The sequence below is a fragment of the Spiribacter halobius genome (genome assembly GCF_020883455.1).
Taxonomy (GTDB): domain Bacteria; phylum Pseudomonadota; class Gammaproteobacteria; order Nitrococcales; family Nitrococcaceae; genus Sediminicurvatus; species Sediminicurvatus halobius.
Genome location: NZ_CP086615.1, coordinates 2,045,714 through 2,068,594, shown reverse-complemented (window position 1 = coordinate 2,068,594; position 22,881 = coordinate 2,045,714). Strand labels below are relative to the sequence as shown.

At 72.1% G+C, this 22,881-nt stretch carries 19 protein-coding genes; 10 read left to right on the top strand and 9 right to left on the bottom strand.

The window, feature by feature from the left end; all coding sequences use genetic code 11:
- Nucleotides 1-37: 37 nt before the first annotated feature.
- Genes LMH63_RS09410 through LMH63_RS09400 form a run of 3 tightly spaced genes read right to left on the bottom strand, consistent with a single transcriptional unit; the run spans nt 38 to nt 4,003 of the window.
- The gene (locus LMH63_RS09410) at nt 38-1,144 is read right to left on the bottom strand and encodes a PQQ-dependent sugar dehydrogenase (RefSeq protein WP_109677812.1); all 1,107 of its coding nucleotides are present in this window, start codon (nt 1,142-1,144) and stop codon (nt 38-40) included.
- Between the two features lie 13 nt (nt 1,145-1,157).
- Nucleotides 1,158-2,336, bottom strand: a complete 1,179-nt coding sequence (locus LMH63_RS09405) for an FAD-dependent oxidoreductase (RefSeq protein WP_158280334.1) — start codon at nt 2,334-2,336, stop codon at nt 1,158-1,160.
- Between the two features lie 14 nt (nt 2,337-2,350).
- Entirely contained in the window at nt 2,351-4,003 is a 1,653-nt protein-coding gene (locus LMH63_RS09400) for an alkaline phosphatase family protein (protein WP_146205191.1), read from the bottom strand.
- Nucleotides 4,004-4,176: 173 nt separating this feature from the next.
- Between LMH63_RS09400 and LMH63_RS09395 the strand changes: the two genes are divergently transcribed.
- The 4 genes from LMH63_RS09395 to LMH63_RS09380 all read left to right on the top strand — a co-directional run bounded on the left by LMH63_RS09395 (nt 4,177) and on the right by LMH63_RS09380 (nt 8,771).
- A complete protein-coding gene (locus LMH63_RS09395; protein ID WP_109677805.1) occupies nt 4,177-5,763 on the top strand; it encodes an OpgD/OpgG family glucan biosynthesis protein in 1,587 nt (528 codons plus the stop codon).
- Nucleotides 5,735-7,621, top strand: coding sequence for a glucans biosynthesis glucosyltransferase MdoH (mdoH, locus tag LMH63_RS09390; protein WP_109677803.1), 1,887 nt, complete (start codon nt 5,735-5,737; stop codon nt 7,619-7,621). The genes LMH63_RS09395 and mdoH overlap by 29 nt, the downstream gene beginning before the upstream one ends.
- 87 nt (nt 7,622-7,708) lie before the next feature.
- On the top strand, nt 7,709-8,380 hold the full coding sequence (locus tag LMH63_RS09385; RefSeq protein ID WP_109677801.1) for a Z-ring associated ZapG family protein: 672 nt from the start codon (nt 7,709-7,711) through the stop codon (nt 8,378-8,380).
- Nucleotides 8,381-8,420: 40 nt separating this feature from the next.
- A complete protein-coding gene (locus LMH63_RS09380) occupies nt 8,421-8,771 on the top strand; it encodes a GIY-YIG nuclease family protein (RefSeq protein WP_229332774.1) in 351 nt (116 codons plus the stop codon).
- Nucleotides 8,772-8,784: 13 nt separating this feature from the next.
- On the opposite strand, the gene upp is transcribed toward LMH63_RS09380, so the two are convergent.
- From upp to LMH63_RS09360, 4 genes are all read right to left on the bottom strand, one after another.
- On the bottom strand, nt 8,785-9,417 hold the full coding sequence (upp, locus tag LMH63_RS09375; RefSeq protein WP_109677797.1) for a uracil phosphoribosyltransferase: 633 nt from the start codon (nt 9,415-9,417) through the stop codon (nt 8,785-8,787).
- Nucleotides 9,418-9,468: 51 nt separating this feature from the next.
- On the bottom strand, nt 9,469-10,359 hold the full coding sequence (locus LMH63_RS09370; protein ID WP_229332789.1) for a phospholipase A: 891 nt from the start codon (nt 10,357-10,359) through the stop codon (nt 9,469-9,471).
- 126 nt (nt 10,360-10,485) lie between these two features.
- On the bottom strand, nt 10,486-11,112 hold the full coding sequence (locus tag LMH63_RS09365) for a DUF502 domain-containing protein (RefSeq protein WP_158280332.1): 627 nt from the start codon (nt 11,110-11,112) through the stop codon (nt 10,486-10,488).
- A 152-nt stretch (nt 11,113-11,264) separates the two neighbouring features.
- Nucleotides 11,265-11,975 (bottom strand): OmpA family protein, encoded by a 711-nt coding sequence (locus LMH63_RS09360; protein ID WP_109677791.1) that lies wholly within the window; start codon nt 11,973-11,975, stop codon nt 11,265-11,267.
- A gap of 181 nt (nt 11,976-12,156) precedes the next feature.
- Between LMH63_RS09360 and pdsR the strand changes: the two genes are divergently transcribed.
- From pdsR to LMH63_RS09335, 5 genes are all read left to right on the top strand, one after another.
- Complete coding sequence (pdsR, locus tag LMH63_RS09355) at nt 12,157-12,846, top strand: proteobacterial dedicated sortase system response regulator (RefSeq protein ID WP_109677789.1); 690 nt, start codon at nt 12,157-12,159, stop codon at nt 12,844-12,846.
- On the top strand, nt 12,843-14,852 hold the full coding sequence (locus tag LMH63_RS09350; protein WP_109677787.1) for an ATP-binding protein: 2,010 nt from the start codon (nt 12,843-12,845) through the stop codon (nt 14,850-14,852). The genes pdsR and LMH63_RS09350 overlap by 4 nt, the downstream gene beginning before the upstream one ends.
- A 157-nt stretch (nt 14,853-15,009) precedes the next feature.
- Nucleotides 15,010-15,849 carry an alpha/beta fold hydrolase gene (locus LMH63_RS09345; RefSeq protein WP_109677785.1) on the top strand — a complete coding sequence of 280 codons (840 nt, stop codon included), beginning with the start codon at nt 15,010-15,012 and terminating at the stop codon, nt 15,847-15,849.
- A complete protein-coding gene (locus LMH63_RS09340; RefSeq protein WP_109677783.1) occupies nt 15,846-17,309 on the top strand; it encodes a two-component system sensor histidine kinase NtrB in 1,464 nt (487 codons plus the stop codon). The genes LMH63_RS09345 and LMH63_RS09340 overlap by 4 nt, the downstream gene beginning before the upstream one ends.
- A gap of 100 nt (nt 17,310-17,409) precedes the next feature.
- Nucleotides 17,410-18,768, top strand: coding sequence for a TrpB-like pyridoxal phosphate-dependent enzyme (locus tag LMH63_RS09335; RefSeq protein WP_109677781.1), 1,359 nt, complete (start codon nt 17,410-17,412; stop codon nt 18,766-18,768).
- Between the two features lie 215 nt (nt 18,769-18,983).
- Here LMH63_RS09335 and lon read toward each other — a convergent pair whose 3' ends face one another.
- Nucleotides 18,984-21,362, bottom strand: coding sequence for an endopeptidase La (lon, locus tag LMH63_RS09330; RefSeq protein ID WP_109677779.1), 2,379 nt, complete (start codon nt 21,360-21,362; stop codon nt 18,984-18,986).
- Between the two features lie 17 nt (nt 21,363-21,379).
- On the bottom strand, nt 21,380-21,781 hold the full coding sequence (locus LMH63_RS09325; RefSeq protein ID WP_199225628.1) for an Hsp20/alpha crystallin family protein: 402 nt from the start codon (nt 21,779-21,781) through the stop codon (nt 21,380-21,382).
- A gap of 299 nt (nt 21,782-22,080) precedes the next feature.
- Between LMH63_RS09325 and LMH63_RS09320 the strand changes: the two genes are divergently transcribed.
- Nucleotides 22,081-22,707, top strand: coding sequence for an RNA polymerase sigma factor (locus tag LMH63_RS09320; RefSeq protein WP_109677777.1), 627 nt, complete (start codon nt 22,081-22,083; stop codon nt 22,705-22,707).
- The last annotated feature ends 174 nt before the right edge of the window (nt 22,708-22,881 follow it).

The following is a 22,881-nucleotide window of genomic DNA, read 5'->3' as shown; positions in this document are numbered from 1 at the left end:
AGATATTCGGGCCAGGCCAGCCGGCCAGTATGCCTGATCAGGCTCCGTCCGCCGGCACCAGGCGCACGAGCGGCGCGTCGGCGGCGTCCACCAGGAGGTAGATCATGCCGTCCGGCCCGGCGCGTACATCCCGGATGCGCCAGTTGCGGTCCTCCAGCAGGCGCTCCTCGCCCACTACCCGCTCGCCATCGAGCTCGAGCCGGGCCAGGTGAGTCAGCGCGAGGGCGCCGACGAACAGATCACCCCGCCAGTCGGGGAAGGCATCGCCCTGGTACCAGGCCATCCCCGAGGGTGCGATGGACGGGGTCCACTGGTGTATGGGGTCGACCACGTCGGGGCGGGTATCGGGCCCGATCTCGGGGCCATAGTATTCTCGGCCGTAGGTGACCTCCGGCCAGCCGTAGTTGCCCCCCGGCTCGACAATGTTCACCTCGTCCCCGCCCCGGGGGCCGTGCTCATTGACCCAGATGCGGCCGCTCGGCGGGTGGACGATCATGCCCTGGGGGTTGCGGTGGCCGTAGCTGTAGATGCCGGGCTGGACGCCCTGCTGGCCGACGTAGGGATTGCCGTCGGGGATGCTGCCATCCGGCAGCAGGCGGATCACCTTGCCGTGGTACTTGTCCATGGCCTGGGCGTGCTCGCGCCGGCCACGCTCGCCACTGGTGACGAACAGGTAGCCGTCGCCGTCGAACGCGAGGCGCGAGCCGAAGTGCTTGCTGCTGTCCACCGGCGGCGTCGCACGGAAGATCACCTCGAAGTCTGTCAGTGCGCCATTGCGCAGGGCACCGCGGCCGACGGCGGTGACGCTGCCGCCGCGGCGCGGCTCCGAATAGCTCAGGTAGACCAGGCGGTTATCCGCGAAGTCCGGGTGCAGCGCCACGTCCAGCAGACCGCCCTGATTGCGCGCCATGACCTCGGGCACGCCCCCGATCACCTCGCTGCTGCCATTCGGCGCCACCCGCAGCAGACGGCCCGGGCGCTCGGTAACCAGCATGTCGCCGTCCGGCAGGAAGGCGAGCGCCCACGGGTGCTCCAGGCCTTCGGCGACGATCTCGACCTCGAAGTCCACCTCCTCGCTGCGCTCCACTGCGGCGGCAGGCAGCGCGAGCACCAGAAGGGCTAATGTGGTCGGCAGGCAGCGCATGGGATCCTCCTGGTCAGCGTCCGCTGACGGCATAGGCGAGAACACGGCGCTTCAGCGGACCTGCGGCATTGGCAGCGCGCAGGCCGAGACCGCGCAGCCGCCGCAGCGGCCCGAGACCGCTGGTGAATCCATAGTGCAGGGCGCTCATGGTCTGCTGCATGAGCAGGTTGTCACGTCGGCGCTCACGCTCGTAGGCGAGCAGGGTCGGTGGATGGTCCGGCGGCAGGCCGCGCGCCGCGGCCTCCGCCAGTCGGCGCGCCAGCGCCTCCGCGTCCCGCAGGCCGAGATTCGCGCCCTGGCCCGCCAGTGGATGGATGACGTGGGCAGAGTCGCCGACAAGCACCGTCCCCGCCGCCCAGTAGCGATTCGCGTGCAGGCGGGTGATCGGGAAGCTGCCGGTCGCGAGCACCTCGGTGATGCGCCCGAGGGCCGGGGGAAAGGCAGCCTCCACCGTGCGCGCCAGGGACTCGGGCTGCCGGCCCGTGAGCTCCCGTGCATGGGGCGGATCCACGTACCACACCAGCGATGCCAGCCCGCCCGCCAGCGGCAGCAGCGCCTGCGGACCCTCGGGCGTGAACCGCTGCCAGGTCACCGTGCCGGCCGGGGGATCGAGGCGTACCGTGGCCACCACGGCGTGCTGGCGGTAATCGCCGCGGCTGACGCCGATGCCGGCGGCCTCACGCACCCGGGAGCGCGCGCCATCGGCGGCCACCAGCAGGGTCGGCTGCACGGCGCCGCGGCCGGCAATGGACAGCCGTGGGCCGTTTTCATCGGCCGTGAGGGTGAGCTCCGGGGCGGGGGCCTCGACGGTGACGCCGGGAGTATCCTCCAGACTTGCCAGCAGGGCTGCCTGCAGGTGGTCGTTCTCCAGAAAGCAGCCGAAGGCATCCAGGCCGATCTCGCCGGCGTCGAAGACGAGACGCCCACCCCCCGCGGCATCCCAGGTCTCGACGCGATCGAAGGATGCCAGTCGGCGCGGGTCGAGGCGATCGCGCACGCCCAGGGACTCCAGGTAGTCCAGCGAGCGCCGATTGAGCGCGGAGACCCGAAGGCGCGGCGGCTCGCCGGCGGCGACAGGCGCCGGCGGCTGCGCCTCCAGCACCCGTACCGCAAGCCCGCGCTGGCCGAGATCCCGGGCCAGGGCGGCCCCCACCATGCCGCCGCCGACGATGACAATGGGCTCCATGTCCATGGCTGCTCTCCTGCTCATTGCGCGGTGGATGGTGCCACAGCGACGCCGCGTTCCGGTCCGCCGCCGTAAGCCGCCCGCAGCCAGCCGCGCACGTCGTCCAGACGGCCATTGGGCGCCTCCGGCGGGAGAACGCCTGCCATGAAGCCGAACTCGCGAAGCGGCGCCAGCAGGGAAGGGTCGGCGCTGACAACATGCACCGGCACGGCGCGAGAGGTCTCTTCGCCGGTGATCAACGGCGCCGGCTGGTGATCGCCCAGCAGGATCAGCAGCGCCTCCTCGCCAAGGTAGCGCCCGCTCCAGGCCCCCGCCGTGCGCAGCGCGTAGGCCACGGCCTGGGCATAATGGGCGCGCACCCGTTCCGCATTACGCCAGAGCTCTCCCGGGCTCGGTCCGGCGTCGGCCCAGGGCCCGAACACCTCGCCGCGGCCGATACGGGACCAGTCGGGGAGCACCGGGAGGATCGGCGTCCAGGGCGCGTGGCTGCTGATGAGCGCCAGCTCGGCGAATACGGGCTCCGACGCCGGCTCCCGCACGGCCCGCTGGAAGTAGTGCCAGGTGTACTGGTCCGGCATGGTGACCCAGTTAAGCGGCGGGCCGGCATAGTCGATGGCTGCATAATCGTGCACCTCGTCGTAGCCCCAGAGCCGGCCCTGGGGCCAGGCTGCGGTCAGCGCCGGCATCACCGCCACGCTGTGATGACCGGCGGCCTCGAGGTCGTCGATGAGGGAGGAACGCGGGCTCGCCAGGAAGAGGTCGTAGCGCAGCTGGTTGTCCAGCCAGAGCCCGCTGAGAAGCGAGCCGTGGGCGAGCCAGGACTGCCCGCCCTGCACCGGCGAGCGCAGCAGGCCCGTGACCACGGACAGCCCGGCCGCGTCCAGATCCGCCGCCAGCTGCTCCAGGGCGCCCTGCACCACCGGCGCGTAGCGTGGATCGCGCACCGCGCTCTCGCCGTAGGACTCGATGAACGCCAGCACCACGTCCCGTCCCTGCAGCCGCTGCAACGACGCCGGCCCCGCCGGCGCCGAGGGCGTGGCCAGTGCGCGGGCGAAGCTTTCCCGCTCGCGGGCGGTGGCCAGCACGCGCTCGCCCTGGGCAGCCACCCGGTCCACGGCCGGGGCCGCAAAGTGCAGGCCCACGGGCCACTCGTTGCGCATGGCGTATACACCGACCGCCGCCGCCACCAGCAGGGCGCCCAGCAGCCGCCGTCGCGGGCCGACGTGGTGGCGCATCAACGCGCGCATGGCGAGCCCCGCACCGGCCGCCAGGCCAAGCAGAAGAACGCCCCCGGCAAGCAGCAGGGCCCAGCCGCCGACCCGCCCGAGGGCGCCGGTGAGCAGGTGCTCCACCGAGGCGAGCAGAGGCAGATCCAGATAGAGGTTTACCGGGCGTCCGAGTGACCAGTAGGCGGCCAGGTCCGACAGCGCGAGGGCCACCACCAGCACCAGGCCGCCGCCGAGCAGCGGCGGCAGCCAGCCCGCCTCGCGACGGGTGAGCCCGAGCAGCAGGCCCATCACCAGGAGCGCTTCGGCCGCTATCGCGGGCTGCAGCCAGCTGCCCCCCGGCAACCACCATTCCGGCGCCAGCAGCAGCAGTTGCAGGGCCAGAAAGGCGAGTAGCGGTGGCCAGAGGCTGTCGCCGACGGGTGACGGTGGTTTCGGATTCGGCATGCTCTCTCCGACCGCCGCGTCATGCCGGGCGTTCCGGCAGAGCAACTTCAGCCGGCCGACGGTGTCCATCGGCCAGAAAGCCCGTCCCGCTGGCCCAACTGCCAGCGCCCCACTAATCTAGAGGGGCCGTCCGTGGGGGCGGGGCGCCCGAAGAAGGCAGCAACGGAGTCGCCATGCGTCCACGCCACGGCCTGTGGGCGGTGCTGTTATTCGCCGTCGTTAGCCTGGCGCACGGCCAGCCGACGGCGCCCGTCCCGCTCTACATGGAGGCGGCGCCCGCCCTCACCCCCGACAACGAGCTCGTGTTCGAGGCGGTGATCGCCGAGGCGCAGACCCTCGCCACCCGGCCCTATCAGGGCGATCCGCCCGCCCTGCCCGAGCCCCTGCGTGAGCTCGAGCGCGACGCCTACGAGGATATTCGCTCGCGCCCGGAGCGGGGGCTCTGGCATGGCGAGCGGCTTTTCGAGGCGCGCTTCCACCATCGCGGTTTTGTCTACCGCGATCGGGTGCGTATCCATGAGGTGGTGGATGGGGCCATCCGCGAGGTGCCCTTCAGCCCGGATCGCTTCCATTACGACGGAGAGGCCTCGGCGCTGGCGGAGCGCGTGCCCGAGGATCTCGGCTTTGCGGGGCTTACCCTGCACTACCCGCTCAACCGCCCCGGGCACAAGGACCCCGTGGTCGGCTTCCTCGGCGCCTCGTATTTCCGGATACTCGCCCGCGGTCAGGTGACCGGGCTCTCGGCTCGGGGGCTGGCGGTGGACACCGGCACGGCAACCGGCGAGGAGTTCCCCCGCTTCACGGATTTCTGGCTGTTGCGCCCGGCGCCGGACGCCACACGCATCACCCTGCTCGCGCTGCTGGACAGCCCCTCCATCACCGGTGCCTACCGGTTCGATGTCGTTCCGGGTGCCCGCACCCGCGTGCTGGTGGATGCGCGACTGTTCGCACGCGAGGGTATCGACAAGCTCGGTGTCGCTCCCCTCACCGGCACCTTCCTGCACGGCGAGCACACGAACCGGGCCGTGGATGACGTCCGCCCCGAGGTCCACGATGCCGACGGCCTCATGCTGCTCACCAATGCCCACGAACGCGTGTGGCGCCCGCTGGTCAACCCGCCACGCCTGCGGGTCAGCGCCCTGCAGGCGGGCGCGCTGCAGGGCTTCGGCCTGCTCCAGCGCGACCGCGACCCCGCGCATTACCTGGATCAGGAGGCCGCCTTCGAGCGGCGGCCGAGCTACTGGATCGAGCCGCTGGGAGAGCCCTGGGGGGAAGGCAGCGTGGAGCTGCTGGAAATCCCCTCCCTGAGTGAGATCAACGACAACATCACCGCCTACTGGCGCACCGACGACCCGCCCGCCGCGGGGGAGAGCCGGCGCTATCGCTACCGGTTGACCGCCTTCGCCGGGGAGCGGGGCACCCCGCTGGGGCGGGTCCTGCGCACGCGGGTCGGCTGGGCCGGCAACGGGAGCAGCGCCGATCCGCCCCGTGCCCATAGACGCTTCCTGGTGGACTTCGCCGGCGGCGACCTGGAGGGGCTGGATCCGCGCCAGCCCGTGCGCGCGGTGGTCACCAGCAGCAGCGGCGAGGTGCGTGACGTGCAGGCCGCGCCGGTGCCGGAGCAGTCCCTCTGGCGTGTGGGCTTGCGTCTCGTCCCGGAGGGCGGCGAGGCCGCCGACCTGCGACTGCACCTGACGCTGCGCGGCGAGCGAGTAAGCGAGACCTGGAACTATGTCTGGTATCCCGAAGAGCAGCCCTGACGGCAGCGCCTGGCGGCTGCCGATCCCGGCGCTTGGCCTGCGCCGGGCGCTGATGCTCGTGCTGGTGGCCGGCACGGCCGCGGCTGGCCTGCGGCTGATGCTGGACATCCTTCGCACCAACGGCATGCGCCCGCTGGAGGCCGCTGTGCTGGTGCTGTTCGCCATCACCTTCACGTGGCTCGCGGTGGCCTTCTGGACCGCGGTTATCGGCTTCCTGCTGGAGCTGCTCGGGCGCCATGCGCTGACCCTGCGCCGACGTGGCGAGCCACCCGGGCCACCGCCGGAGCTGGCCCGGACGGCGCTGGTCATGCCCATCTGCAACGAGGACGTCCCCACCGTGCTTGCCGGCCTCGAGGCGACCTGGCGCTCCCTCGCCGCCACCGGCCACGGTGCCTGGTTCGACTGCTATCTGCTCAGCGACAGCACCGACCCGCAGCGCCAGCGCGAGGAAGCCGCAGGCCTGGCGACGCTGCGTCGGCGCCTCGGCGAGCCGCCGGGTCTCTACTACCGCCATCGCGAGGACAACCGCGGCCGCAAGCCGGGCAATCTCGCCGAGTTCTGCCAGCGCTGGGGCGCTCTCTACGAGTACATGGTCGTGCTCGATGCGGATAGCGTCATGGCGGGCGAGACACTGGTAACCCTGGTGCGGCGCATGCAGGCCAACCCCGACACGGGGTTGATCCAGACCGTGCCGCTGCCGGTCGGCCAGCAGACGGGGTTCGCCCGGTTGCTGCAGCTTGCCGCCAGCCTCTACAGCCCGATGCTCGCGCACGGCCTCGCCTTCTGGCAGGGCGATACCGCCAACTACTGGGGCCATAACGCCATCCTGCGGATACGGCCCTTCACCGAGCACTGCGGCCTCGCACCGCTGCCAGGGCGGCCGCCGCTCGGCGGGGAGATCCTCAGCCACGACTTCGTCGAGGCCGCATTGCTGCGCCGTGCCGGCTGGCGCGTGCTGCTGCTGCCGGAGCTCGGCGGCAGCTTCGAGGGGCTGCCGGGCAATCTGCTGGACTACCTGCGTCGCGACCGGCGCTGGTGCCAGGGTAATCTGCAGCATCTGCGCCTGCTTGCCGTCCGCGGCCTGCACCCCATCAGCCGTTTGCATTTCGCCCTCGGCGCCCTTGCCTTCATCGCCTCGCTGCTATGGCTGCTGATGCTCGCCGCCAGCACCGCGGATGCCGTGATCAACGCCGTCTCCACCGCCCAGTTCTTCGGCACCGGCTACCAGCTCTTTCCCGACTGGCCCGTGAGCCGGCCGGATCTGATCCGCTCGCTGCTGGCGGTGACCATCGGCCTGCTCGCAGTCCCCAAGGTACTCGGTCTCCTCCTAGCGCTGCTGCGGCGGCGGCAGGCCTACGGCGGGGGCGTCCGGCTCACCCTCGCCGCCGCCGGCGAGGCCGCGTTCGCGGTGATCATCGCGCCGCTCACCATGGCCTTCCATGCGGCCTTCGTCGTGACCATCGCCGCAGGTCGGGCCGTGAGCTGGGATCCGCAGGACCGCGACGCCCGCGCCCTGCCCTGGGGCGAGGTGTGGCGCCGGGTCGGGCCGGTTACCGTGCTTGCCCTGGCCTGGGGCGCGCTGGCCGCCGTGCTGGCGCCGGCCTTTCTGCCCTGGCTCGCGCCGGTGCTGTTCGGGCCGCTGGTCGCGGCGCCGCTTGTGCGGTGGAGCAGCACGCCCTGGCCGGGCCCGACGCTGCTTGCCACGGCGGAGGAGCGTCAGGCGCCGGTGCTCGCCGAGTATCGGCGCTGCCTGCGGCGACACGCCCACAGGCCGCTACCCGCCCCGGCTCTGCCGCCGCTGCCGCCGGAGCGGGGCCGGCCGATGCCGGTGCGACCTCTGGCCGCACCGCTTGTCTGAGCCGGCTACCGAGACGCCGCCCCCCGTATTCGGGTACCGTCGGCTATCCGGACCCTGCGATGGGGCAGCGCAACAAGGAGAGCGCCAATGACGCAGACGACGTGGCTGATGCTCGCCATCGCCGTGGTGGCCGTGGTGATCGGCTTTCTCGTCGGCCGGCTGACGGCACCGCGCGAACGCCAGTATCAGGAGACGCGCTCGGAGCTGGAGCGGACGCAGAAGGAGCGCGACGAGCTGCGCTCGCAGGTAGAGGATCACTTCCAGCACACGGCGGCGCTGTTCGGCAATCTCTCCCGGGACTACCGCGCCCTTTATCTCCACTTCGCCGAGGGCGCCCGCAGTCTCGGCCTCGGCGAGGAGCCGGCCCGCCGCCTGATCGAGGAGGCCCGCGCACCGGCGGACGTGCCACAGCCGGACACCCCCGGCGAACCGCCCATCGATGCCGCCGCCGATACCGGGGCACGGCGCCCGGAGACGGCCCCCGGCGCGGATGGCGAGGCGCCCGCCGAGCATCCGTCCGAGGCCGCCGCGACGGACGAGCCCGCCCCGCGCACCGAAGCCGCCGAGCCCGACGCCACGGCGGAGACTGCAGACACGGAGCGGGCTGCCGGGGCCGGCCAAGCTGACCAGGGCAGTCGAGCCGGCGCAGACGATGATACCGAGGTTGAACGGGAGCGGGCGCCGGAGCCGGAGAGACCGGCAGCAGATGCGCCGGCCGCCGAGGAGCGCCCCCAGGAACAGCGCCGCGCCGGGGAGTGAAGGGCAATACGGCGTCGCCGCTCAGCTACCGGCTGTGCCTGTGGCTGGAGCGGCCGGTCCGCCTCTGCGTATCGGCGCGCTGGGCGAGCATCACCTCGCCCCCGGTCGCTACGTCTACACCGGCAGTGCCCGGCGCCACCCCCGCGCCCGGCTCGAGCGCCATCTGGGTTTGCGCCCGCGCCGGCTGCGCTGGCACGTGGACTATCTGCTCACGCACCCGGACTGCCAGGTGGTGGACGTCTGTCTGGTGGCAATCGAAGAGTGCGCCCTGAACGCGCGCCAGGGTGGCCGCATTGCGATCCCCGGCTTCGGCGCCTCCGACTGCCAAGCAGGCTGCGGCGCGCATCTGCGCTATCTGGGCGCCGGGGTGGCTCCGCTGGCGGGCGGCTGAAGGCGGCGGCAGATTACTTGGTCCCGAACATCCGGTCGCCGGCGTCTCCGAGCCCGGGCAGGATATACGCCTTCTCGTTGAGCTCGCGGTCCACGGCGGCGGTGTAGACCGGCACGTCGGGATGGCGGGAATGGAAGGCGCGCAGGCCTTCGGGCGCGGCCAGCAGCGCCAGGAAACGGATATCCCTGGCGCCGGCCTGCTTCAGGCGATCCACCGCCCCCGCCGCCGAATGCCCCGTGGCCAGCATCGGGTCCACCACGATGACGATGCGCTCGTCCAGCGATGCGGGCACCTTGAAGTAGTACTCCACCGGCTCCAGCGTCTCCGGATCGCGGTACATGCCCACATGCCCCACCCGGGCCGTGGGCACCAGATCCAGCATTCCCTCCAGCAGACCGTTACCGGCGCGCAACACGGACACGAAGCAGAGCTTCTTGCCCTCCAGGACCGGCGCATCCATCGGCTCCAGCGGCGTCTCGATGCGACGGCTGGTCAGCGGCAGGTCGCGGGTGACCTCGTAGGCGAGCAGCAGCGAGAGCTCCCGCAGCACCCCACGAAACTTCGACGTGGAGGTCTCGCGGTCCCGCAGCACGGTAAGCTTGTGCTGCACCAGCGGATGATCGATCACGACGGTGGCGGACTGCATGCTCGCTTCTCCCTGGCTGCCGGCGGCAGAGAATAGCAGACCGCTCGACGTCTACCGCACGATGGCGAAGCCGATGCGCACCTGGGGGCCCGTCTCCCGGTTGTAGGTCGCAAGGCTTTCGCCGTAGCCGTCGAAGACCTGCAGGTAGAGGTAGCCACCGGTGCGGGCGAAGATCGGGCGGCGGATGGGGTAGGACAGGTCCAGCTGCAGGGTCTGGCGGTCCGCGGCGGCGCCCTGGCGCAGCATGATCTGGCCGAGCAGGCCGTCCTCGCTGCCGTAGCGCACGATGATGTCCGCATAGCCACGGAAGTCCGCGATGTCACGGTTCTGCTCGTCCCGGTCGATGTAGCCGTAGAGCTTGGGTGCGAACGTGAGCGGGCGGTCGAACACCTGCCAGACCCAGCCCGGCTGGACGAACAGCGTATCCAGGCTGCGCGACTCGACCCCGGCCTGGCCGTTGGACTCGTGCTCGTAGCCGAAGCGGGCGATATCCGGGACGATGCCGCCGAGCTCCGGAGTCATGTCCCAGAAGAAGCCGGGGCGATAGCTGGTGTCCTCGAAGGGCTCACTGTCCTCGCTGAGATTCCAGAGCGCGGTCTGGGTATAGCCGAAGTGGAGGTCTTCCAGCCACGGCACCCAGTCAACGACGAGCCCGTCCTCGGCGAAGATCCGGTACTTGAGGCTGAACTGGAACCGGGCGCGGGTATCGCCGCGCCCGCCGACCACGAAATACATCGGCTCGTTGACGGTCAGCGCCGCCCCTGGCTCCCCCGGCGTCGGTACCGGTCGTGCCTCGCGCACCGGCTCCCCGAGGCGCGGCTGGATACCCTCGCCCTCCGCCTCCGAGTCAAGCGGCGTGCGCCCCTCACCGATGGGCGCGTCCGCCGCGTCGTCCACCTGTGCAGCAGCCAGCGAAGGCAGCAGACCTGCCAGGACCAGCATCGCCACGGGCCCGCGTTTTCGACCGCTCGCCGGCTGCGTACCCGGGTCCAGCGAGCGTCCCTGCGTTGCGCATCGGTCATCAAGGCGGGCCGGCATCCACTTCGGCATGGGTTTCCCTTTCATCCGTCAGCGTCGGGTCGGCCGGTTGACGTTGGCCGTGAGTACCACGCGCAGGGCATCCTCCACCGGGATGTCCACGGGGCGCAGGCGATGCTTGGGCAGGTAAAGGGTATAGCCGCCGATCTGGTAGCCCATGGGCATGTATACGGCAACCCGTTCCTCGTCGCACACCTCGGCGATCTCGGGCATGCCCTCCGCGGGCGCGCGATCGGTGATGAAACCGATCACGTGCACATCGGACGCGATCTCCACCAGTACGACACGCTGCAGCCGCTCCTGCTGCCGGCTCGACTCGGAGACGAAGCGGGTGAGGTCGCGCAGCCCGGCGTAGACGGTTTTCACCACCGGGATCCGCGTCAGCAGCCGCTCGCCGAGACCGACGAGGCTGCTGAACACCCAGGCCTTCATGAACATGCCGACCAGCAGGATGAAGCCGATGGCAGCGAATATGCCGAGGCCGGGCAGGTACCAGGATTCCGGCAGGATCACGCGGACGATGCCACCGAACACCTGCTCGGCCTGCACCCCGATCCAGACCAGCACGTACAGCGTGATGGCCGCGGGCAGTACCACGCCCAGCCCGGAGACGAAGGTGCGCCACAATCGCTGCCAGACACCGGTCTGCTCGGTCATCGCCGCTTCTCCCTGTCGCCCGCCCCAGCGGCGGAACGCGCACAGCATACGCGGCCGTGCTACTCGAGCGGCACCCGGCGGCAGCGGCGCGCGCACAGCAAGCCGCCCCGTCGCCGGGCGGCGACGGGGCGGTAGCGGCGGGTGCGGGCCAGTCAGCGGCCCTGGGCGACGTCCGGTCCGCGCCGCGTCATCCCCACCTCGAGGGCCACGCGGCGATCCAGCGCCAGGCCCTCCAGGTCCTCCACCGGCGCGCTGGCCGCCTGCTCGCCACGGGCCCGCAGGCGCAGACGCTCGGCAGCGATGCCCTGTTCCAGCAGCACCCGGCGCACGGCCTCCGCCCGCTCGCGGGACAGTGTCTCGTTGCGCTCCGCGGAGCCGCGCCGGTCGGCGTGGCCGGTGAGCGTCAGCTGCAGCTCCGGGTACCGCTCCAGCACCCGGGCCACGCGGGCGATCCGCTCCTCGGCCCGGGCGTCCAGTGCCGCGGAGCCGGTGTCGAACAGCACATCCAGCGCGAGCGCGCCGTCGAGACCCTCCAGCGGCGTGGCCGCGCCGCTCTCCGCAAGGGCCTGCCGGGCCTCCCCGAGCTCCGCGGCCAGACGCTCCGCGCGCCGGTCCGCGGCCTCGAGGCGCTGTGCCGCGTCGCGGCGGTCCTGCTCGGCGTCCATGGCGTTGCCGGTGAGTGCGCCGACAATGCCGCCGGCAAGCAGCCCCACGGGCCCGCCCAGGGCGGCGCCGGCAAGACCGCCGGCGGCGAAGCCCCAGCCGGTCTCGGGGCTGTCCCCGCCGGTGTCGGCCGCGGCGGCGAGGGGGGCACCGGCAAGGCCGGCGGCAAGGGCGATAGCGTAAAGGCGACGTCGGTTCATGGTGCAACTCCTCTGCGGATTGACTGGCTTGCGACGGGGCCATCACACCGCAGCGGGAGGACGCTGCCCGGGCGGCGCCGTGGCAGTCCGCTGATGATTTGTGGCGAAAAGGTGACCGCCGTGGCCGGCCGACCGGGCCTGTGGCAGGGTTAGTCATCGTTTCACCGGTCCGGGAGGGCCCATGCCCCGCGAGATCGCCATCGTCGAGGACGAGGCCAGCATTCGCGCCAACTACGCCGAGGCCCTGGCGCGCCAGGGCTACCGCGTCCGTGGCTACCCGGGCCGCAGCGAGGCCCTGGCCGCGTTCCGCGATGCCCTGCCGGATCTGGTGATTATCGACGTCGGCCTCGGCGACGAGCACGAGGGCGGTTTCGACCTCTGCCGGGAGCTGCGCGCCCGCTCCACCGCGCTGCCGATCATCTTCCTCACCGCCCGCGACAGCGATCTGGATGCGGTTTCGGGCCTGCGGCTGGGCGCCGACGACTACCTCGGCAAGGACATCAGCCTGGTACAGCTCAGCGCCCGCATCGCCGCCCTGTTTCGCCGGCTCGACGCCCTGCGCGGCGCCGCCGTGGAGGAGCATGCCCTCGAGCGCGGCGCACTCTGGCTGGACCCGGAGCGCCTGGAGCTGCGCTGGCAGGGCGAGCCGGTGGCGCTGACGGTCACGGAGTTCTGGATGGTGCACGCCCTCGCCCGCCGCCCCGGCCACGTGCGCACGCGGGATCAGCTCATGGACGAGGCGCGGATCGTCGTCGACGACCACACCATCACCTCTCACATCAAGCGCATCCGGCGGAAGTTCCAGGCCGTGGACCCGGCCTTCGACGCCATCGGCACCGTGCACGGCCTCGGCTATCGCTGGCAGGCATGAGCCTGCGACGCAAGCTCGCGCTGATCAGCCTGGTGCTGCTGGTGCTGCCCTGGGCGGCCTGGCGCTTCGTGGGCACCACGGAAGGGCTGCTGCGCGCCGGGGAGGAAGAGGCCCTGCTCGCCACCACCGGTGCCCTGGCGCGCAGCCTGGCAAGCCTGGGCAGCCTGCCCGCCGACCGCGACCGGGACAGCCTCCTGGTCTGGCCGAGTGACCGCCCCCTGAGCGTCGACGGCTACGGCGACGAATGGCGGGACTGGCCGGACCTCCCGCGCCCCCTGCCCCATCTCGACGGCCGCAGCGGCGAGCCGCCACGCCTGGCCCTCGCCGAGCGCGGCGACGCCCTGGTCGCGCTGATCGAGGCCCGCGACCACAGCCGCCGCTACCGCCCGGCCCCAAGTGCCGCGGCGGCCGCCGGCGATCACCTGCGCCTGCGCCTGCGCCGCGCCGGGACGGCGCTGCACTACCGGATCGCACCGCTCGCCCCGGGCGCCTTCCAGGCCCTGCCGGTCGAGGGCAATGCCCCGCGCCATCGCATCTCCGGCGTGTGGCAGGAGACGCCGCAGGGCTACTCGGTGGAGCTGCGCATCCCCCGCGGCGCGGAGGTGACGGCCCTGGGGGCGAGCGTACATGATCGGGACGCCCGGGGGCCCGGCGCGGTGCATGGCACCGGCCCCCGCGCCCGGCCTGCGGCGACGCGCACCCTGCGCCGGCCGGCGGCGGCGCTGGCCAGGCAGGTCGACGAGCTGCTGCCGCGACACACCCGGGCCTGGGTACTGGACGGCAGCGGCTGGGTGATCGCAGCCGCCGGCAGCCTGGACCTCACCGGCCCCGGCCGGCCCTGGCTGCGCAACCTGATCTACCGCTATCTGCTGGCCTCGCCCCTGGCGCCGCCGGCCGAACGCAGCGGGCCCCGGGCACGCATAGCCGGCCCGGAGGTCGCGCAGGCGCTCGCTGGCGAGGCCGGCACCCGCTGGCGGAGCGTCGGCGGTGCCGGCGGTGTGCTCATCAGCGCCGCGCAGCCGCTGGCCGGAGGGGGCGCCCTGGTTGTGGAGCAGGCCAGCGACGGCGTGCTGCTGCTCACCGAGCGGGCACTGGGCGAGGTCCTGCTGGCGGTGCTGCTGGCGGTTGCCCTCGCCCTTGGCGCGCTGCTCGCCTTCGCCGGGCGGCTGTCGCGGCGCATCCGCGGGCTGCGCGATGCGGCCGCGAGCGCCGTCGGCAGCCGCGGCGAGGTGGACCCGGAGCTGCCCGAGCGCAGTGCCGGCGACGAGCTCGGCGATCTCTCCCGCAGCCTCGGGCAGACGCTGGAGTCCCTGCGCCGCTACACGGCTTACCTCCGCAGCCTCACCGGCCGCCTCGCCCACGAGCTCCGCACGCCGCTCGCCATCGTCACCTCCTCCCTGGACAACCTGGACCGGACCCGCCTCACGGCGGAGGACACCCGCTATCTCGACCGTGCCCAGGCCGGCGCCGAGCGGCTCGGCACCCTGCTCCGTGCCATGAGCGAGGCGACCCGCATCGAGCAGAGCCTGGCGGACACGGCGGCGGAGCGCTTCGACCTTGCCGCCCTGCTACGGGACTACGGCGAGGCCTACCAGCAGCTCTACCCCGGCCGCCGCATCCAGCTCGACCTGCCGGCGACGCCCTGTCCGCTGCACGGTGCACCCGAGCTGGTCGGCCAGCTGCTGGACAAGCTCGTGGACAACGCCGCCAGCTTCAGCCCGGACGGCGGCTGGATACGCCTTGCCGTTGCGCCCTCGGGGAGCGGCTATGTGCTGAGCGTCACCAACCAGGGGCCGCCGCTTCCGGATTTCGGCGACAGCGACCCGTTCGACGCCCTGGTCAGTCAGCGGCAGGGGGACCCCGGCGACGGGCGGGCGCATCTCGGGCTCGGGCTCACCATCGTGCGCCTGGTGGCCGAGCGGCACGGGGGCAACGTCCGCGCCGCCAGCCTCGACGATGGCGGCGGCGCTGTCTTCCGGGTATTGCTGCGGGATATGCCCGACTGAGCCCACCTGTCTCACCGATTCGCCGCTGCGGGCGCGGATCGGTGAGACAGGCGGGCTGGCGCTTGCTGCTTTGCGCCAGTTCGCGGTCGTGGCAGCCTCGGCGTGCTCGACTAGGCAAGGTCGGGGTTGCCGATCTTCCGATCACCTGGAGCTGACCATGACCCGCCTCCCGATACCCGCCGACGGCCGTCACGCCCGCCGCCTCAACGCCACCTGGAGCGGAGTCGACGGGCCGGTGCTCATCCTCGGCCACGGCTTCGGCACCGATCAGACCTCCTGGCGCTATCTGCGCCCGGGGCTGGACGCGCGCTTCCGCGTCCTCGGCTACGACCTCGCCTGCATCGCCGATCCGGATTTCGAGCCGGCCGACTACACCCACGTCGGTGACTACGCCGACGACCTCCTGGCCCTGCTCGCGGAGCAGGAGATCACCGACGCCTATTACCTCGGGCACTCGGTGGGCGGCATGATCGGGCTCATGGCGAGCCTCGAGCAGCACTGGCGTTTCCGCCGGCTGATCATGCTCAACCCCTCGCCGCGCTACCTGAACGCCCCCGGCTACTACGGCGGCTTCGACCAGGAGGATCTGGACGGGCTCTACCGCGCCATGGGCACCACCTATCAGGACTGGGTCGCGGGCTTCGCCCCCGCAGTGATCCATGCCGACGCGCCGGAAGCGGTACGCATCTTCAGCGACGGCCTGCGCGCGATGCGCCCGGACATCGCCGTGGGCGTGGCACGCACCATCTTCCAGTCGGACGTGCGCGACCTGCTGCCGGCGGTGACGGTACCCGTGGATCTGATTCACAGCTCCCAGGACATGGCCGTCCCGGCCGCGGTGGCCGACTATCTGCGCAACAGCCTCCAGCACGCCACGCTGCACCGGATCGAGGCGTCCGGGCATCTGCCCCACCTCTCCGCGCCGGACGAGGTGTGGTCGACGCTGCGCACGATCCTCCCCGTGAACACGCCAGCACGCAGCGGAGCTGCCCCATGATCGACGCCGGCGCCGTGCCCGGCCGGCTGGACGACGCCCTGGCCATAGCGGCGCAGGCGGCCGGCGCCGGCACCGCGCTGCTGCTGGACGCCACCGGGAGCGAGCGCGCCATGGTGGTGGCGCAATGGCCCACGGCAAGGCTCGCCACCGGGGTCACCGTACCCACGGCGCCACTGGCGCCCTTCGCCGCGCCGGTGCCGCAGACCACCCGGGAGGCGCAACTCCCCGCCGTGCTCCTCAGCGCCTGTGGCGGCCGGCCGCAGGCATTGTGGTTCGGCCCGCCCGTCGGCGCGGTGGAGTCTCGCTGCCGGCTGCTGTTCGCCTGGGCGGATGCGGTTCCCGACGCACCTCCGCTGGAGCCCGCCTGCCGCACCCTGGATATGCTGCTGAGCCAGGCCGCCCGCCCCCCCGGGGCGCTCTCGCCGGCGGCGCTGCTGCTCGGCGTGCTGGAAGCGCTGCCCCATGGCGTCGCCTTTGTCGAGGATGGCGCCCGTTGGGTGGTGATGAGCCCGGCCGCCGCGCTCCTGCTGGGAGCGCCGACGCATAGCGTGACCCCGGCCGAGTTCTCGCGCCTCATGCGTGGATTCATCGGCAGCGCCGACAACGCGGCGGAGGCCGGCGAACGGCTGGCGCTGGATGGCAGCCCGGACGACCCCCGCAGCGCCGATCTGCGCCGCGGCGAGCGGGTGCTGTTCGTGCAGCACCGTCCGCTGGAGCTGGCGCAGGCGAGCGGGCGCGTCTGGATCCTCGCCGACGTCACCCACGAGCGCCGGCGCGAGCGCCAGCTGCTGGAGGCGAGCCGCATGGAGCTCGTCACCCGCATCACCGGCGGCGTCGCCCATGAATTCAACAACCTGCTCATGCGCATCACCGCCTCCGCCGACCTGTTGCTGGACGATGCCCTGCTCGACGAGCGCAGCCGCGGCTACCTGGAGTCGATCCTGCGCGCCTCCGAGCATGGCGCCGACCTGGTGCGCCGCCTGCTCACCTATTCGCGGCGCCGGGTGATGGTCGCCCAGCAGATCGACCCGCTGGCAACGGTGCAGGACACGGCAGCGCTGATCCGTTCCAACCTGCCGCGGCACGTGGTGCTGGAAGCCGATCTCCCCGCCAGCGTTCCCAAGGTGATCGCAGACCCCGCCCTGCTCGAGACCTCGCTGCTGGCGCTGGCGCTCAATGCCATCGAGGCCATGGAGGAGTCCGGCACGATCACCCTCACCGTCGGCACGACGGCCGACGGCGAGGTCGTCATCACCCTCCGGGACACCGGCGTCGGCATGTCGCCGGAGGTGCTCGCCCGCGCCCGGGAGCCCTTTTTCAGCCACCGCCGCCACGGCTTCGGCACCGGCCTGGGCCTGAGCATGGCCGACGGCTTCGCCCGCGAGAGCGGCGGCCGCCTCACCCTCGACAGCACGCCCGGCGAAGGCACCACCGCAACCCTCATCCTGCCCCCGGCCTGAGCGCCGCCCCGTGGCGAATTCCCGGCAGCCGAACGCCCCGCGGCACCGCCTGGCGTGATAGCTTCTCGGACCCACGCCCCGGAAGAGGACGTCCGCCGTCATGCCCGAGACCGTGAAGACCGTGCTCGCCGAGTCGCAGCTGCCGCGGCACTGGTACAACATCAACGCCGACCTGCCGGAGCCGCTGGCGCCGGTGCTCAATCCACAGACCCACGAGCCGGTCACACCCGATGATCTCGCGCCGATCTTCCCGCGCGCGGTGATCGAGCAGGAGATGAGCACCGAGCGGGAGATCGGGATCCCCGGGCCGGTGCGTGACGCCTATCGCCAGTGGCGGCCGACGCCGCTCTATCGCGCCCGGCGCCTCGAGCACGCGCTGCAGACCCCGGCGCGGATCTACTACAAGTACGAGGGCGTGAGTCCGGCCGGCAGCCACAAGCCGAATACGGCCATCCCGCAGGCCTTCTACAACCACGCCGAGGGCGTGCGCCGCATTACCACCGAGACCGGCGCAGGCCAGTGGGGCTCGTCGCTGGCCCTCGCCGGCGCCATGTTCGAGCTCGAGATCGCGGTGTACATGGTGCGGGTCAGCTACGAGCAGAAGCCCTATCGCCGGGCCTTCATGGAGAGCTTCGGCGCCCACTGCATCGCGAGCCCGAGCGACACCACGGCCGCCGGCCGCGCCGTGCTCGCGGAACACCCGGACAGCACGGGCAGCCTCGGTATCGCCATCAGCGAGGCGGTGGAGCTTGCCGCCGAGCGCGAGGACACCAAGTATGCCCTCGGCAGCGTGCTCAACCATGTGCTCCTGCACCAGACCGTCGCCGGCCTGGAGGCACAGGTGCAGCTCGAGATGGTGGACGACTACCCGGACATGGTCATCGGCTGCACCGGCGGTGGCAGCAACTTCGCCGGCCTCGCCTTTCCCTTCCTCGGCGAGCAGCTGCGTGGCGGGCGCAAGGTGGACTTCGTCGCGGTGGAGCCGGCGGCCTGCCCGACGCTGACCCGCGGGCGGTTCGCCTACGACTGGGGCGATACCGGGCATCTCACGCCGCTGACCAAGATGCACACCCTCGGTTCGGGCTTCGTGCCGCCGGGCTTCCACGCCGGCGGCCTGCGCTATCACGGCATGGCGCCGCAGGTGAGCCATCTCACCGCGCTCGGTTACATCCGGCCCCGCGCCTACGGCCAGCTGGAATGCTTCGCCGCGGGCCTGGAGTTCGCCCGGGCCGAGGGCATCATCCCGGCGCCGGAGGCGAACCACGCGGTCAAGGCCACCATTGACGAGGCCATCCGCTGCCGCGAGGCCGGGGAGTCAAAGGCGCTGCTGTTCAACCTCTGCGGCCACGGCCACTTCGACATGCAGGCCTACACGGACTATCTCGCCGGCAGGCTGAGCGACGAGCACACCAGCGACGCCGAGCAGGCCATGGCGCTGTCCGGGCTGCCGCAGGTGTAGGTCGGGAAGCGCCGCAGGCGCTACCCGACACGCCGGCAGGCGAATCCGTGGGCCGCGCTCTGCGCGGCTGTCGGCGAGCGCTGCGCGCTTGCCGACCTACTTCCTACCCGACACGCCGGCAGGCGAATCTGCGGGCCGCGCTCCGCGCGGCTGTCGGCGAGCGCTGCGCGCTTGCCGACCTACTGACTACTGCCATTCCTTCGGCGCTGCGCCGGTCACGCCGGCTCCGGCTCGGGCGCCGGCTGCAGGGCCGCCTCGACGGCGTCGTCGACGCGGTCGATCCAGCGGAATTCCAGCTTCTCCCGGGCGTGCTCGGGGATGTCCTCCCAGTCCTTGCGGTTGCGGGCGGGGAGCAGGACCGTCGTGATGCCGGCACGCTGGGCGGCGAGCACCTTCTCCTTGATCCCGCCCACGGGCAGCACCAGCCCGCGCAGGGTGATCTCGCCGGTCATGGCCACGCTCTCGCGCACGCAGCGCCCGGTGAGCAGGGACACCAGGGCAGTGTACATGGCCACCCCGGCGCTGGGCCCGTCCTTGGGGATGGCGCCGGCGGGCACGTGCACGTGGATGTCGGCCTTCTGCAGGGCCTCGGCGTCCACCGCCAGCTCGTCCGCCCGGGCCTTGATCAGGCTGAGCGCGGTCTGGGCGCTCTCCTTCATGACGTCGCCGAGCTGGCCGGTGAGGATCAGCCGGCCGCTGCCCGCGGAGCGGCTCGCCTCGATGAACAGGATATCGCCGCCCACCGGCGTCCAGGCCAGGCCGGTGGCCACGCCGGGCACGCTGGTGCGCATGGCCACCTCGTTCTCGTACTTCGGCGCGCCCAGGGCATCGTGGAGGTCGTCGGCGTCGATGCGCTCCCCCTCGCTGCGGCCCTCGGCGATGCGCACCGCCACGTGCCGGGCCACCGCGCCGAGCTGGCGCTCCAGCTGGCGGCAGCCGGCCTCGCGGGTGTACTCGGCGACGATGCGGTGCAGGGCGGCGTCGGTGACCTCGAGCTGCTCCTCGCGGAGCCCCGCCGCCTCGCGCTGGCGCGGCAGCAGGTAACGCCGGGCGATCTCCACCTTCTCGTCCTCGGTGTAGCCCGGCAGCTCGATGAGCTCCATGCGGTCCCGCAGCGGCCCGGGGATCTGGTCCGGGACGTTGGCGGTGCCGATGAACATCACCGGCGAGAGGTCGAAGGTCACGCCCAGGTAGTTGTCCTGGAAAGTGCTGTTCTGCGCCGGATCCAGCACCTCCAGCAGCGCCGCCGAGGGATCGCCCTGGATGCCGGCGCCGAGCTTGTCCATCTCGTCGAGCATGAACACCGGGTTGTTGGCGCCGGCCTTGCGGATGCCCTGGATCACCTTGCCGGGCAGGGCACCGATATAGGTGCGCCGATGACCGCGGATCTCGGACTCGTCGTGGACGCCGCCGAGGCTCGCGCGCACGAACTCGCGCCCCGTGGCCCGGGCGATGCTCTGGCCGAGGGAGGTCTTGCCCACGCCGGGCGGGCCGACGAAGCAGAGGATCGGGCTCTTGCCCTCGGGGTTGAGCTTGCGCACGGCCAGGTGCTCGAGGATGCGCCGCTTCACCGGCTCCAGGCCGTAGTGGTCCTCGTCCAGAATCTCCCGGGCCCGGGCGATATCGATGTGCTCCTCGCTCGCCTGGCTCCAGGGCAGCTCCAGCAGCCAGTCCAGGTAGGTGCGCACCATGGAGTACTCGGCGGCCCCCTCGGGCATGCGCTCCAGGCGCTTGAGCTCCTTGCGCGCCTGCTCCTCGGCCTCCTCGGGCATGCCCGCCTCGCCGATGCGCCGGTCCAGCTCGCGGATCTCCTCGCCCTTGTCGTCGCCCTCGCCGAGCTCCTGCTGGATCGAGCGCAGCTGCTCGCGCAGCACCGCCTCGCGCTGGCGCTCGCTCATGGTCTCCTGGGTGCGCTGGCTGATCTTCTGCGACAGCCGCAGCACCTCGACGCGGTAGTCGAGCAGCGACTGCACCCGGTCGAGCCGGCTGATGACGTCGGTCTCCTCGAGCAGCTCCTGCTTCTCCGCCGGCGACAGGTCGAGATAGCCGGCCACCGCGTCCGCCAGCAGGCCCGGCTCGGTGATCGAGCGGATCGCGCCGGCAAGCTCCCGCGGGGCCTGCGGCAGCAGCTCCAGGGCCTCGAGCGCGCGCTCGCGCAGGGCGAGCACGCGCGCCTCGGTTTCCGGCCCCTCGGGCTGCTCCTCGCGGATGCGCTCCACCCGGGCGACCAGGAACGGGTAGCCCTCAAGGTACTCGCGCACCCGGAAGCGCTCCACGCCCTGCAGGACCAGGTGGTGGTTGCCGTCCTCTCCGGAGACGAAGCGCAGCACATTGGCCACGGTGCCCATCGGGTAGAGCTCGTCGCCGGCGGGCTGCTCGGTCTCGCGCTCGCGCTGCAGCAGCACCCCCAGCGGCCGATCGTCGCGAACCGCCTGCTGGGCCGCCGCCACCGACAGCCGCCGTCCGATGCCCACGGGCAGCACCAGCTGCGGGAAGAGCACAAGGTCCCGCACCGGCAGCAGGATGAGGGCGTCGTCTGGCAGTGGCGGCTGCTGGCGGCCGGCGTCCGGGCCGTGATGTTCGATATCCGTCATGGTGGCGTGACTCCGCGTCAGGCGATCTGCAGGCCGAGGAACAGGCAGCCGTCCTCCCAGTACCGCTCGGCCAGGCGGTAGGTGCCGGGGGGCAGCGTCAGTCGCCGCTCGAAGCGGCCGTGGGGGATCTCCAGGCGGCGTACCGAGCCGGCGCGGGCCACGGCCGGCAACGCCCGCTCGCCGCTTACCACCAGCTCGCTGCCCCGCACGCTGACCTCGATGGCTTCCGGGGACACCCCGGGCATGGCGACCACCAGCCAGACCGTGTCCGCGCTCTGGTAGACGTCCACTGGCGGCTCCCACACCGAGGTGGCTGCCCCGCTGGCCGGGCGGAAGAACTGCCGCCGCAGCCGCTCGGCACGATCGAGCATCTCGCAGGCATCCGCCCACATCAGGCGTTCCAGGTCACGTGAGGTCATCCGCCGCTCCTGAATCCGTTCTGTAGCCGGCCCCGGCCGGCACGCACTCCCCCAGAGATGGTGGTCGGTGGGGGAGCCTTCAAGCGGCGGCCGTGGCGGCGCGGAAACCCTGTGCGCAGCGTGATTGATTGCACGGTCAATCAGGCACCGCGTCACAAACCCACGACTTTGACGCCGGTCACTGCCACCTGCCGCTTTAGCGGAGGCGCTCCCCTGCCGTCCCTGTGCGCAGGACGGTTCGGACCGTCTGCGCAGCCACTCCGGGCACCAAGAACAACAAGCCTTGGAGGAAGACTTCGATGCCGACACCACCGACGCCGGACGGCCATGCCCAGCGCATGGACGGCGGTCACGCCGGGGACGAGAGCGACGCCGCACTGATGGCAGCGCTCCGCCATGGCCGGCCGCACGAGCGCCAGCGTGCGCTGGCCAGCCTCTACCGCCGGCACGCCGCCGGGCTCCGCGAACGCTACCGCCGCCAGGGGGTGAGCGCGGCCGAAGCGGACGACTGGACCCACGACACCTTCCTGCGCCTCATCCGGCACGCCCATGAGGTCCGGGATCCCGCGCGCATCGGGGCGTGGCTGCGCACCACTGCGCGCCGGGTGATGATCGACGCGCTGCGGCTGCGCCGCCATCAGCAGCCGCTCGCCGACGACGTGATCGAGCGTCTGGCAGACCCCCAGCTGTCGATCCCCGAGCAGGTGGCGCAGGAGGAGCACGGCGCCCGCATCCGGCTGGCACTGGTCCGCTTCGCCCGGGCCCATCCCGACCGCGCGCGCTGCCTGATCTGGGCGGCCCTGGACGGGCTGGCGATGGCCGAGATCGGGGCACGCCTCGGGCGCACGCCGGGCGCCGCCCGGGAATACGTCTCCCAGAGCCGCAAAAAGCTCCGGCCCTTCGTGCGCGACTGCTCCAGCGACTGATCCGGCGGCTCCCCTGCACCGGCCACTCTCGCCCGGCAAGCCCAACCGGTCACCAGCCGCTACCCTTGCCTCACGGCACCCGTTACGGAACGGACGGGCTGTCGACACGGATCACCCCCATCGGGGGCATTCAGGCGGCGGCGCCGCGGCCGCCGGGGGCGAGGAGGTACCGGG

Bases quoted from the DNA above. Each gene is read 5' to 3' on its own strand.
- mdoH (WP_109677803.1), top strand. From the start codon at position 5,735: ATGTCTGGTATCCCGAAGAGCAGCCCTGACGGCAGCGCCTGGCGGCTG.
- LMH63_RS09385 (WP_109677801.1), top strand. From the start codon at position 7,709: ATGACGCAGACGACGTGGCTGATGCTCGCCATCGCCGTGGTGGCCGTG.
- LMH63_RS09360 (WP_109677791.1), bottom strand. From the start codon at position 11,975: ATGAACCGACGTCGCCTTTACGCTATCGCCCTTGCCGCCGGCCTTGCC.
- LMH63_RS09370 (WP_229332789.1), bottom strand. From the start codon at position 10,359: ATGCTGGTCCTGGCAGGTCTGCTGCCTTCGCTGGCTGCTGCACAGGTG.
- upp (WP_109677797.1), bottom strand. From the start codon at position 9,417: ATGCAGTCCGCCACCGTCGTGATCGATCATCCGCTGGTGCAGCACAAG.
- LMH63_RS09320 (WP_109677777.1), top strand. From the start codon at position 22,081: ATGCCGACACCACCGACGCCGGACGGCCATGCCCAGCGCATGGACGGC.
- pdsR (WP_109677789.1), top strand. From the start codon at position 12,157: ATGCCCCGCGAGATCGCCATCGTCGAGGACGAGGCCAGCATTCGCGCC.
- LMH63_RS09400 (WP_146205191.1), bottom strand. From the start codon at position 4,003: ATGCCGAATCCGAAACCACCGTCACCCGTCGGCGACAGCCTCTGGCCA.
- LMH63_RS09340 (WP_109677783.1), top strand. From the start codon at position 15,846: ATGATCGACGCCGGCGCCGTGCCCGGCCGGCTGGACGACGCCCTGGCC.
- LMH63_RS09350 (WP_109677787.1), top strand. From the start codon at position 12,843: ATGAGCCTGCGACGCAAGCTCGCGCTGATCAGCCTGGTGCTGCTGGTG.
- LMH63_RS09325 (WP_199225628.1), bottom strand. From the start codon at position 21,781: ATGACCTCACGTGACCTGGAACGCCTGATGTGGGCGGATGCCTGCGAG.
- LMH63_RS09345 (WP_109677785.1), top strand. From the start codon at position 15,010: ATGACCCGCCTCCCGATACCCGCCGACGGCCGTCACGCCCGCCGCCTC.
- LMH63_RS09365 (WP_158280332.1), bottom strand. From the start codon at position 11,112: ATGACCGAGCAGACCGGTGTCTGGCAGCGATTGTGGCGCACCTTCGTC.
- LMH63_RS09395 (WP_109677805.1), top strand. From the start codon at position 4,177: ATGCGTCCACGCCACGGCCTGTGGGCGGTGCTGTTATTCGCCGTCGTT.
- lon (WP_109677779.1), bottom strand. From the start codon at position 21,362: ATGACGGATATCGAACATCACGGCCCGGACGCCGGCCGCCAGCAGCCG.
- LMH63_RS09410 (WP_109677812.1), bottom strand. From the start codon at position 1,144: ATGCGCTGCCTGCCGACCACATTAGCCCTTCTGGTGCTCGCGCTGCCT.
- LMH63_RS09405 (WP_158280334.1), bottom strand. From the start codon at position 2,336: ATGGACATGGAGCCCATTGTCATCGTCGGCGGCGGCATGGTGGGGGCC.
- LMH63_RS09335 (WP_109677781.1), top strand. From the start codon at position 17,410: ATGCCCGAGACCGTGAAGACCGTGCTCGCCGAGTCGCAGCTGCCGCGG.